At 66.7% G+C, this 11,198-nt stretch carries 12 protein-coding genes; 7 read left to right on the top strand and 5 right to left on the bottom strand.

The window, feature by feature from the left end:
• Window positions 1-254: 254 nt before the first annotated feature.
• The 3 genes from DI041_RS01005 to gspH are packed head-to-tail and all read right to left on the bottom strand — an operon-like array spanning window position 255 to window position 1,671.
• Entirely contained in the window at window positions 255-869 is a 615-nt protein-coding gene (locus tag DI041_RS01005; RefSeq protein ID WP_136637915.1) for a prepilin-type N-terminal cleavage/methylation domain-containing protein, read from the bottom strand.
• Window positions 866-1,216, bottom strand: a complete 351-nt coding sequence (gene gspI / locus DI041_RS01000; protein WP_248298391.1) for a type II secretion system minor pseudopilin GspI — start codon at window positions 1,214-1,216, stop codon at window positions 866-868. Before gspI ends, DI041_RS01005 begins: the two co-directional genes overlap by 4 nt.
• 8 nt (window positions 1,217-1,224) lie before the next feature.
• Window positions 1,225-1,671 (bottom strand): type II secretion system minor pseudopilin GspH, encoded by a 447-nt coding sequence (gene gspH / locus DI041_RS00995; RefSeq protein WP_136638057.1) that lies wholly within the window; start codon window positions 1,669-1,671, stop codon window positions 1,225-1,227.
• Between the two features lie 115 nt (window positions 1,672-1,786).
• Between gspH and DI041_RS00990 the strand changes: the two genes are divergently transcribed.
• Entirely contained in the window at window positions 1,787-2,239 is a 453-nt protein-coding gene (locus tag DI041_RS00990) for a general secretion pathway protein (protein WP_136637917.1), read from the top strand.
• Between the two features lie 91 nt (window positions 2,240-2,330).
• On the opposite strand, the gene DI041_RS00985 is transcribed toward DI041_RS00990, so the two are convergent.
• A complete protein-coding gene (locus tag DI041_RS00985; RefSeq protein ID WP_136637918.1) occupies window positions 2,331-2,666 on the bottom strand; it encodes a hypothetical protein in 336 nt (111 codons plus the stop codon).
• 201 nt (window positions 2,667-2,867) lie between these two features.
• Here DI041_RS00985 and DI041_RS00980 point away from each other — a divergent pair, with 201 nt between their 5' ends.
• The 6 genes from DI041_RS00980 (at window position 2,868) to DI041_RS00955 (ending at window position 9,651) form a co-directional block, all read left to right on the top strand.
• A complete protein-coding gene (locus DI041_RS00980; RefSeq protein ID WP_136637919.1) occupies window positions 2,868-4,484 on the top strand; it encodes a ShlB/FhaC/HecB family hemolysin secretion/activation protein in 1,617 nt (538 codons plus the stop codon).
• A gap of 38 nt (window positions 4,485-4,522) precedes the next feature.
• The gene (locus tag DI041_RS00975; RefSeq protein WP_136637920.1) at window positions 4,523-6,307 is read left to right on the top strand and encodes a DUF2341 domain-containing protein; all 1,785 of its coding nucleotides are present in this window, start codon (window positions 4,523-4,525) and stop codon (window positions 6,305-6,307) included.
• A gap of 10 nt (window positions 6,308-6,317) precedes the next feature.
• A complete protein-coding gene (locus DI041_RS00970) occupies window positions 6,318-6,731 on the top strand; it encodes an ExbD/TolR family protein (protein WP_005409874.1) in 414 nt (137 codons plus the stop codon).
• Between the two features lie 39 nt (window positions 6,732-6,770).
• Window positions 6,771-7,436 (top strand): TonB family protein, encoded by a 666-nt coding sequence (locus DI041_RS00965; RefSeq protein WP_136637921.1) that lies wholly within the window; start codon window positions 6,771-6,773, stop codon window positions 7,434-7,436.
• Between the two features lie 42 nt (window positions 7,437-7,478).
• Window positions 7,479-9,224: a putative porin gene (locus DI041_RS00960; protein WP_136637922.1), complete on the top strand. Its 1,746-nt coding sequence runs from the start codon at window positions 7,479-7,481 to the stop codon at window positions 9,222-9,224.
• Window positions 9,225-9,321: 97 nt separating this feature from the next.
• Entirely contained in the window at window positions 9,322-9,651 is a 330-nt protein-coding gene (locus DI041_RS00955) for a hypothetical protein (protein WP_005409871.1), read from the top strand.
• A 131-nt stretch (window positions 9,652-9,782) separates the two neighbouring features.
• On the opposite strand, the gene DI041_RS21500 is transcribed toward DI041_RS00955, so the two are convergent.
• Window positions 9,783-11,177, bottom strand: a complete 1,395-nt coding sequence (locus DI041_RS21500; protein ID WP_136637923.1) for an ABC-F family ATP-binding cassette domain-containing protein — start codon at window positions 11,175-11,177, stop codon at window positions 9,783-9,785.
• Window positions 11,178-11,198: the final 21 nt, after the last annotated feature.

Genomic DNA, 11,198 nt, shown 5'->3' with positions numbered 1-11,198 from the left:
CAGCGGTGAGGACCACCGACACAGCGCCGCCGGGTGCAGGAGAGCACCCGGCGGCAGGAGGGTAGTAGACCTACGCCATGCGTGGATGCCTGGGCCAGCATCAGTGCCGACCAACGGTCGGCACCCACCAGAGGAGGCTCGGGGGTAGATCCCCGCCATCACCAGAGCAGGCTCAGCAGTAGATCCCAGCCACCAGCGGAGCAGGCTCTGCAGTAGATCTACGCCATGCGTGGATGCGGTGCCACGAACGAATCCTACAACTCCAGCACCCGCCGGTAGCTCAATGGCCCACGCCCATCGCGCAGGCCCAGCCGCAGCTCCAGTCCGGTGGCTGGCAGCATCTCGCCCTTGCTCGGCAACACGGCCCATCCCGCGCCGGGCTGCCACGCCCGCAGCTCGAACCGCTGCACATCGCGCGCCACCGCGATGCCCTTCGACTGTTCCGGCGCAGGCAATGGATACCGGTCCGTGGCCGCGCCGCTGGCCCGCCACAGTGTGCTGCCCTGACGCCACCAGCGCACCCGCTGCCAGTGCAGCCCATCGCTGCCCACGCTGCGGGTGATCTCCAGCGCGAAGCTTCCATCCGGGTGCCGTTCACTCACCAGCGACGGAGGCAGCAATCGCTGCGGACGATCAGCCGGACGCACCGCGCCATTCATCAGCGCATCATCCGCACGCATCTCGATATCCCGCTGGAACTGCTGCAGCACGCGCAGTGCGGTGGTGGTCTCGGCATCTGCCTGTCGCAGGCGCTGGTCGCTGCTGGCCACGCTGTCGAGCGCACGCCAGCAGATCAGCGCCAGCACGCCCATGATGGTGATCGCGATCATCACCTCGATCAGGGTGAAACCGCCCACGGCGCGCTTCATGGCGCGGCCGTCCACGGCAGCTGCATCCGCGCCAGCGACTGCCGCGGTGCATCCTCGGCGACCACGCTCAGTTCCAGCTGCGGCTGGCCGTCGCTGCCCGTGCCCAGGTGCTGCAGCACCAGGAAGGTTCCGCGTCCCTGCACGCAGCGTTGCCGTGCATCCTGGGGTGCCTGCCCGGCCAAACGAAGCTCCTGCCAGCGGTCCTGCGCGCACATCAGTGCCAAGCGGCGATCACGCAGCCGTGACTGATCGTCGGTGGCCACCGCCACCGAGCGCATCACCGCCGCCAGCGCAATCGAAACGATCGCCAGTGCGATCAGCACCTCGATCAAGGTGAATCCGCGCATGTTCCGCTTCACTGCACGACCTGCAATTGTCCGCTGCCATCATCACGAAGACGCAGTGTGCGGCCCTCCAGCGACAGCCCCAGCTCCCAGGCGGTACCGATCCATTCCGGGCTTAGTTCGATGGCATTGGCGGGCTGCACCGCGATACCCGTTGCCTGCCACCGCTGCGGCCGCAACAGGTCGTCGCGCTGTACGGTCACCCATTGGCTGCCCTCGCGGCGGCTGAAGCGATAGCCGCTGGCGTCGGCCTGCCAGCGGATGCTGCGGCCGTCGATGCGGGCCTCGTCCCGTGCCGCCTGCAGGCGCTGCGCCAGCCGCTCGGCTTCCTGCCGCAGCTGCCGGCCGGGGTCGAGCAGGCTGCCCAGGCCCAGGCCGATCCCGGCCGTGCAGATGCCGATGATGACCAGCACCACCATCAGTTCGATCAGGGTGAAGCCATGCGGAATGCGTTGCATCGACATCGCCTCCTGTCCTTGCCGATGCCTGCCAGCGTAAGCGCGGATGATGAAACAAAAGCGTCAGCGACGGCTGCTAGCGTGGGCGGACACGAACGTGGCAATGGTGCGGAACATGGATGGCAGGCGCTGGGATCGCAATCAGGTGTTGACCCTGCTGGCGGCGACGCTGCTGCTGGCGGTGGTGGCCTATTGGGGCGTGACCCTTGTCGGCCAAATACCCTCGGTGGCCGCCAGTGAGGCACAGCCGAATGTGCCTGTGCGGCCCGTGTTCGACGCAGCGGCGAGTCTGCCGCTGGTGCGGCTGCTTTCACCCGGTGCGGTGCAGACAGAAGTGGTCGTGCTGGGCGTGATGGCCGGTGACCACGCGCCACTGGCCCTGCTCTCGGTGGATGGCCGCCCAGCGGAAGCCTATGCCCCCGGTCAGCGGCTGGGTCCATCCACGGTATTGGCCGGCATCAGTGCCAGCGCGGTGGAGCTGCAGCAGGCAGGCCAGTCGCGCAGCCTGCCGGTGCCGGAGCTGCCACCGGTGCCGACCGATGGCATCGTGCCCGCCAGCCCCCTGTAGAGCCGAGCCCACGCTCGGCTGTCTTCGCATTCATCGGCGATGCCACACAGAAGCAGCCGAGCGTGGGCTCGGCATCTACAGATGCGCAGGATCAGCGCGCCGGACGCTGGGGTACCACCGAACGACCAAGGGCATCGCCCATGCGCTGTCGCGTGCCTTCCAGGTTGTACTGCATCAGCTGGTTGCCGGGCTGCCGCATCAGCCGTTCGGCTTCGGGCAATGCCGGTGACTTCGCAGATTTCGCCGGCGGCGCCAGCTTGCGCTGCAGGCACTCCCAGGCGGGAATCCGTTCGCCGTTGACCTGTACTTCAATACACGGTGCAGCGTCCTCCTGTGTTTTTTGTTCGCCGGCCTGCACCGAGGGCAGCACCAGCAACACGACGAAGGCGAGCGCCGGACGACGCCATGTGATCAACAGTCCGCTCATTTCCGATCTCCCGCAGCAGCAAGGGCTCTGCAATGCAGACGTATGGCGTGCGCAGTGTCCGCCTGCGCGCGTTGGCGGACCGTCAAAAGATGACAGTGCTGTCACAAAACTGTTGGCGGCTTTGACGCGACCTACACGTCCTGTTGGTAGACCCACGCGCCGCTCCATGGCCACTTCCTTCGATACGACGCGATGCTTTCGATGACTCCTGTTCCGTGCCGAGCCGTCCGCCTTCCGCTGCGCCTGCATCCGCTGGTGCTGGCCCTGGCAACCCTGCCGCTGCCGCTGTTTGCGCAGGAGGCGGCACCTGCGCCCAGCGTGAACATCAATGAGTACATCGTGCGTGGCAACACCGTGCTCGATCCGCGCCAGATTGAACGCGCGGTGGAGCCGTTCCTCGGCCCGGGCAAGACCCTGGCCGATGTCGAAAAGGCACGCGACGCGGTGAATGCGCTGTATCAGCAGGCGGGCTACCAGTCGGTCTATGTCGAGCTGCCCGAACAACAGGTCAGTGCTGGTGTGGTACTGCTGAAAGTGCAGCAGACGCCGATCGGCCAGCTGCGGGTCGTAGGCACGAAGCACGAATCGCCCGAACGCATCCGTGAGCGCGTGCCGGCACTGGCCGAGGGCAAGGTGCCTGATTTCGACCAGGCACAGAAGGAATTGACCGCGCTCAACGAAGGTGGCCGTCGCCAGGTGATGCCGCTGGTGCGCGAAGGCCAGGTGCCGGGCACGATGGATGTGGACCTGCAGGTGGAGGAAAAGTCGCCGTGGCGGGCCAGCGTGGCGGTCAACAACGACCACAGCGCTGATACCGAGAAGCTGCGAATGAGTGCGTCGCTGGCCTACGACAATCTGTGGAAGCGCGGGCACAGCGCCAACATTGGCGTGTATCTGGCCCCGGAAGATGCCAAGCAGGCCAAGGTGTTTTCGGCCTCGTACATGATGCCGTTCGAAGGCACGCCGTGGAGCCTGGAAGCGTCCGGCTACAAGTCCGACAGCCGCGTACTGAACGCAGGCGGACAGGTCGGTACCGGCACCGGTACCAACGTGATCGGCAACGGCCATTCGATCGGCGTCAAGCTCAACTATCGACTGGCCGGCAGCAGCCAGTGGTGGCGCCAGCTCAGCCTCGGTGTGGACTTCAAGGACACCGAGGAAGACACGCAGATGGGCAAGGAGAGCCTGAAAACGCCGCTGAAGTACGCGCCGATCAGCCTGGCATTCGTCGGAGTGCGTCAGGGTGAGCAGGACCAGCTGAGCATCAACACCCAGTTGGTCGCCGGCACCCGTCGCCTGTTCGGCTATGGCAGCGATGCCATCGGCTTCGGGCAGAAGCGCTACTGGGCCGATCCGAGTTTCGTGGCCTTCAAGGCCGATGTGGCCAACACCCACACCTTCGGCAGCGATTGGCAGTGGTACGCGCGCGGCTCGCTGCAGGTAACCGATGCGCCGCTGGTGTCGGCCGAGCAGTTCGCCGCCGGTGGCATGTACACCGTGCGCGGCTATCTCTCGGCTGAGGCGATCGGCGACTACGGCGGCCTGGCCAGCCTGGAGTGGCGTACCCCGGCATGGTCGCTGTGGAGCGGCACCGATCTGCGCGTCTACAGCTTTGCCGACGCGGCCTACCTGCGCCTGCGCCAGCCGCTGCCCGAGCAGCGTGACAAGTACAACCTGGCTTCGGTCGGCCTGGGTGCGCAGCTGCGCCTGGGCGAACACCTGCAACTGCGCCTGGACTACGCCTGGCCCTATGCCGATGGCCCGGTCACGCGCAAGGACGACCCGCGCCTGCATTTCAACATCAGCACCAGTTACTGATCCTTTCCTTGAACATGCGTTCTCCGGAGACCCTTCGCATGGACCGTTTGCTTTCCCGAGTGTTGCTGCTGCTGGCCGCGCTGGTTGCGCTGCCCGCCGCTGCGGCCGATGCCAATTGGTGGCAGGCCGAATGGAAGTACCGCAAGCCGATTACCGTCGACGCCGGCCCGCAGGGTGCGGGCCTGGCCGGTGACCCGGGCCGTACGCCGCTGCTGCTGCGCCTGCATACCGGCAACTTCGGTTTCGACGGCACCCAGGATGCGGGCAATGACCTGCGTTTCGTCTCGGGTGATGGCCGCACCGTGCTGGCCCACCAGATCGAGCAGTTCGATCCCAAGCTGGGCCTGGCCCTGATCTGGGTGGACGTACCGGCGGTCAGCGCCGCCGCGCCGCAGACGATCTGGATGTACTACGGCAACGAGAAGGCCCCGGCCAGCGGCAACGGCCAGCAGGTGTTCGACCCGGACTACACGCTGGTCTACCACTTCGCCGAAGCCAATGCGCCGGCACGCGACACCACCGCCTACGGCAACAATGCCGGCGCTGTGGTACCGCCGTTCGAAGGTTCGGTGATCGGCCGTGGCGTGCAGCTGGGCGCAGGCCCGCTGCCGTTGCCGGCCAGCGCCTCGCTGGCACAGGAAGCGGGTACGCCGTTGACCCTCTCGGCCTGGATCAAGCCGGGCAGCAACAATGCGGCGCAGGCGATCTACGCCCGTCGCGATGGCGCCTCCGAGCTGGTGGTCGGTATCGAGAACCGCGTGCCTTTCGTACAGCTCAATGGCCAGCGCAGCACGCCGGCACAGCCGATTCCGGAAGGGCAGTGGGCGCACGTGGCACTGACTGCGGAGAAGGGCGCACTGCAGCTGTACCTCAATGGTCGCGTGGTCGCGCAATTGAGCGGCGAGCTGCCGGCGCTGGGTACCGCCCCGGTAGTGGGCGCCGATGCACCGGGCGCGGTACAGCCTCTGGCCAACTTCGAAGGCGCACTGGATGAACTGCGCATCTCGCGTGTGGCACGTCCGGCGGCGCTGCTGCTGGCCGATGCCACTGCGCAGGGTGCCGACTCGCGCCTGATCAGCTACGGCGCCGATGAGCAGTCGGCCGGCCAGAGCCACTTCGGCTTCATTCTCAAGGCGATGCCGTTCGATGCCTGGGTGGTGGTCGCCATCCTCGGCCTGATGATGCTGATGTCATGGGCGATCATGATCGCCAAGAGCCGCCACTTCGGCCGCACCAGCAAGGCCAACGCGGTATTCACCGAAAGCTTCGGCAAGTTGTCCGGTGTGCCGCTGCGCACTCTGTCCGAGATGGACCGCCAGGGCAAGGCGCCGACCGCGATGCATGACGGCTCGCTGTGGCGCATCTACCAGGTGGCCATCGATGAAATGCAGCAGCGCCACCAGCGTGATGGCAACAGTGGCTACCTGAGCGGCGCCACCATCGCCGCGATCCGTGCCTCGATGGATGCGGTGATGGTGCGCGAGCAGGAAGCGATGGCACGGCGCATGAACTGGCTGTCGACAACCATCGAAGGTGCGCCCTACGTGGGCCTGTTCGGCACCGTGATCGGCATCATGCTGGTGTTCGTGGTGGCGGCGATGGCCGGCGCGGTGGACATCAACTCGGTGGCGCCGGGCATGGCTGCAGCGCTGCTGTGTACCGCAGCCGGCCTCGGCGTCGCGATCCCGGCGCTGTTCGGCTACAACTACCTGGGCGCACGCGCCGAGGCGATCGGCGCAGACATGGCGGTGTTCATCGACGAGTTCGCCGCGCGACTGGCCGAAGAGCAGGACGGGCGCGGCCCGGCCGCGGTCCAGGGCTGAGGGGCGCGCCATGGGCCAGAAGGCGAAGTTCGGCATCAAGAAGCGCGAGAAGGGCATCAACGTGACGCCCTTCGTGGACGTGCTGCTGGTGGTGCTGGTGATCTTCATCCTGACCAGCAACGCCTCCATTCCCGGCATCGAGGTCAACCTGCCGAAGGCCAGCAACAGCGTGGCCCTGGAAAAGCCGAAGACCAAGGCGATCACCATCGACCCCAGTGGCCAGGTGTTCCTGGATGCCTACCCGGTGACGATGGCCGAGCTGGAAGACCGGCTGCGTACCGAACGCGCGACCACGCCAGATTTTCCGGTGATCGTACGCGGTGATGCGCAGGTGCAGTACGCCCGCGTGGTCGAGGTGCTGGACCTGCTGCGGCGGCTGGAGCTGGCCCAGGTCGGCCTGGTCACCGGCAAGGCGCAGGGCTGAGGCATGACGGCCCATCAACCCCCTCGGCCGGAGCCCGGCATGCGCGGTCGCCAGTTGCTGGTGACCGTCGCGCTGGTGCTGGCCGCCTTGCTGGTGCTAGGCATCGCGGTGTGGTGGCTGCTGTTCAAGGACACCGCCAGCACCCGTCGGCCGGTGGTGCAGCCGCCGATGCTGGCACTGCCACCGCCGCCTCCGCCGCCACCCCCGCCGCCGGAAAAGCCGCCAGAGCCGGAAACGCCGCCGGAAGAAACGATGCCCGAGCCGGAGCCGCTGGATCAGCCGACGCCCGCTGAAGAGCCGACGCCGACCCCGGACAACGCTGACCCGGTGACGATGAATGCCGATGCCCAGGCTGGCGGTGACAACTTCGGCATCCAGTCCGGCAGTGGCGGTGGCTCGTCGGGCGTCGGCCGTGGCGGCGCCGGCAATGCCACCTACGGTCGCTACCTCGGCTACCTGATGCAGCAAGCGATCTCGCGCGACGACAAGGTCAAGCGCCTGGCGTTCCAGCTGCAGGTGAATGTGTGGCTGGCCACGGACGGTCGGCTGGAGAAGGTCGAGCTGGTGCGTGGCAGCGGTAACGAGGAGGCCGACGCGGCCGTGCTCGACGCGCTGCGACGCATCGGCAAGGTCGACCAGGCACCGCCGCCGTCACTCGATTTCCCCGCCCGCGTCCTGATCCAGGGCCGCCGGCCCGGGGCCTGATTCCCGACTTCCATGATTCCCCTTCTTTCGATGAGAACCGTGATGAACGACCACGTCCGCGCACGAACCGACTCCCGCCGCCCGCGGCCGGCCCGACGGGCGCTGCTGTGCTGCGCCGTGCTGCTCAGCCTGGCCGCACCGGCCGGTGCGATGGCCGCCGAAACCACCATGGTCAAGCTGATCAAGGGCCTGATCGCCAGTGGTGCACTGAAGCCCGAAGACGGCCAGGCGTTGTTGGTGCAGGCCGAAGCCGAAGCGGTGGCCGCACAACGCACCGCAGCCAGCGGCAGCACGGCCGCCAGCGGTGGCGTGGCCCTGGAAGCCGGCGACGTGCGCGTGCCCTACGTGCCGCAGAGCGTACGCGACGGCATTCGTGACGAGGTGCGCCAGGACGTGATGGCGCAGGCCAAGGCGGAAGGCTGGGCGGCACCCAACGAAGTGGCCGAATGGACCAAGCGCATCAAGGTCACCGGTGACATGCGCGTACGCAGCGAGTCGCGCTTCTACTCCGAGCGCAACAGCGACATCGTGAGCAACTGGGCGTCGATCAATTCCGGCAACGGCTTCGATACGAACACCAACACCAACCTGCAGCTGCCACCGCTGCTCAACACCCGCCAGGACCGCCGCAACCTGTGGCGCATCCGTGCCCGTCTCGGCATCGAAGCGACCATCGGCCAGCACACTACCGCCGGCGTACGCCTGGCCAGTGGCAGCAGCAATGGCCCGGTGTCGACCACCGAGCAGCTGGGTGGCGGCCTGAGCAAGAAGGATGTATGGCTTGACCAGGCCTGGCTGGCCTACAGCCCGGCCGACTGGGTGACCGTGCGCGGTGGCCGCTTCGGCAACCCGTTCTGGACCAGTGACACGCTGTTCTCCAACGACCTCAACTTCGACGGCCTGGCCGCCAATCTGAAGTACGACCTCGATGGCGGCGACGTCGGTCTGTTCGCCAATCTGGCGGTGGTGCCGTTGGAATACACCTCCGACAGCTCGCCCAGCCAGAGCCGGGTCAAGACCCCGAACGAGAACAAGTGGCTGTCCGGTGCGCAGGTGGGTGTGAACTGGCACTTCAACGACGACAATGCGCTGCGCGCCGCGCTGGGCTACTACGATTTCAAGAACATCAGTGGTCGCCTGTCCTCACCGTGTGCGCTGTATGCGGGTGCGGTGGGCTGCGACACCGACTGGTCGCGCCCGGTGTTCATGCAGAAGGGCAACACCCTGATGCTGATCCGCGACATCGCCCGCAATCCGCTGGATCCGGCCAACACGCCAACCCCGCAGTATGTCGGCCTGGCGTCGGAATTCCGCCTGGCCACAATGAACCTGCGCTGGGATACGCAGCTGGCGCAGGACATCGGCATGCGCCTGGAAGGCGACTTCATCCGCAACCTGGCTTACGACAAGCAGGCGATGTTCCGCCGAGCCAACAGCGGCATCGTCAACAACTACGGCGCCGGCGGTACTGCCAGCATCGATACCTTCCGCAGCGGCGACACCGCCTGGATGCTGCAGGCCACCTTCGGTGCTACCGAGCTGAAGGAGAAGGGCCAGTGGCAGGCACTGCTGGGCTATAAGCATATCGAGGCCGACGCGCTGCCCGACGCCTACAACGATCCGAACTTCCACCTGGGTGGCACCAATGCCCGCGGCTACTACGTGGGCGGTGCCTACGCGCTCGACGCGCGCAGCTGGATCAGCGGCAAGTGGATGGCGGCCAAGGAAGTGTCCGGCGCGCCGCTGTCGATCGACGTGTTTCAGCTGGAGTTCAACACCGGCTTCTAAGCGGATGGCGTGATGGGCATCACGCGAAGCGTGGCGGGGGCGCAGCGATGCACCCGTCTAAGGAAAGGAGACCACGCGTTGCACAAAGGAGGAATGGATGAGCCGTCGCAAGCTGTTCGAAAGTCCCGAACCGTCCAGCCAGATGCTGGGTGTTGGACCGGCCTATGTTTCAGTGGAGGGCCTGCGCCAGCACCTGGCCGAGTTCCTGCTGTACGCAGGCCGGCCGGTGGTGATCATGCGCGGGCGCAGCGAAGTGGGCTACTTCCTGCCGGCGCGCTGTTGGCGCCAGCGCGACGATGACCCGCTGGCGGCGGCTGCCGCCGACCAGCTGCTGGATGCGGCCGGTTTCCAGGCCGAGGACATCCAGCAGGTGGAGCAGGAGTTCAACGCCATGCGCCAGCGCACCGTGCTGCATTCGCGGCGCTGAGCCTTACGTAGAGCCGAGCCCATGCTCGGCTTTTCGGGTGGTTGCACGCGAGGTTGGCAACAGCCCCTGCCGTTGCCTTCGGCTCTACAGTAGATCCACGCGGTATGTGGATAGGCCACACCCGGCCGCAGCTACAACGCCAGCACCTGTCCCGGTTCCAGCGCCTGCAGAAACGCGTCGTCATGCGACACCACCACCAACGTGCCCGGGAACACCCGCAGCACCTGCATCAGGTGCATCCGCAGCGTCATGTCCAGGTTGTTGGTTGGTTCGTCCAGAACCAGCAGCGCTGGGGGCTTGGCCGCCATCAATGCCATTGAAAGGCGCGCCCGTTCGCCACCGGACAATGCGGACACGGGCGTCTGCGCCGTGGCATCGCCGCGGAACAGGAAGTCGGCCAGGTGCAGCCGGCACTGGGTCTGGCTCCAGTCCGGCATCTGGGCAGACAGCGCCTGGAGAGGCGTGGCCTGCATCGGCAGGTCCCGGTAGTGCTGGTCGAGCAGGGCGATCTGATCAGCTGGCGGCAGCAACCAGTCACCATCACGGTGGATGCTTGGGTCGCCGCACAGCGCGCGTGCCAGCGTGGACTTTCCGCTGCCGTTGTCACCGGTGATCGCCAGGCGATCGCCGACATCCAGGCGCAGGTGCAGTCCACCCAGCACCGTTTCCGTGGCATGCGCCACGCTGGCGTCGGTCAGCTGCACCACCACTCCTTCACGTCGCCAGCCGGCCGGCAACGCGAAGGCAGGCTCGATGATGGTCTCCCGCTGCAGGTCATTGCGACGAGCCTCGATGTCTTCCTGCTGCTCACGGATCAGCAGTTGCTTGCTGCCGGCGGTGGTATTGCCACGGCCGAGCTTGGTGGCTGAACGCACGCCGCCCCACTTGCGCTGTTCCACCTTGCGCACACCGCGTTCCCGCGAGCTCGCGGCGCGCTGCTGTTCGCGCATCAACGCCTCATGGGCCTGGCCGCGCTCCTGATCCAGCTGGCGCAGCTGCCGGTCGCTGGCCTCGCGTCGCTGCTGCAGGTCCGCCTGATAGTCGCGGTAGCGGCCGCCGAAGTGGCTCACGCGCCCGCCACGTATGTGCCAGAGGTCATTACAGAGCGCATCGATCAGGGCTTCATCGTGGGTGGCCACCAACAGCGCGCCATGGAACTGGCGCAGGCGCGCGATCAGCGAGCGGCGTGCACTGCGGTCCAGGTGATTGCTGGGTTCATCCAGTAGCAGTACGTCGGGGTCGGCATCAAGCGCGCGGGCGAGCGCATGGCGCATCTGCTCGCCGCCGCTACGAGAGGAGTCATCGAGCACGTGCTGCGGCACGTAGGCGATGCGTGCGCCATTGCGCCGGATGATGGTCCCGCCACTGGGCACCAGAGTACCGGCCAACATCTGCAACAGGCAGCTCTTGCCGCTGCCGTTGTCGCCGATCAGGGCGATGCGGGCACCTGAGGGCAGGTGCAGGTTGATATCGGCCAGCAGGGTGCGGCCGTTGAAATCCAGATCCAAAGCATGGGCACGTAACATCGCGTGCGGTCCTCCTGTTGC

Origin of the sequence: Stenotrophomonas maltophilia, from assembly GCF_004920835.1 — a bacterium.
Classification (GTDB): domain Bacteria; phylum Pseudomonadota; class Gammaproteobacteria; order Xanthomonadales; family Xanthomonadaceae; genus Stenotrophomonas; species Stenotrophomonas maltophilia_AQ.
The sequence above is the reverse complement of the archived record's forward strand: the minus strand, read 5'-3'. Positions and strand labels throughout refer to the sequence as shown.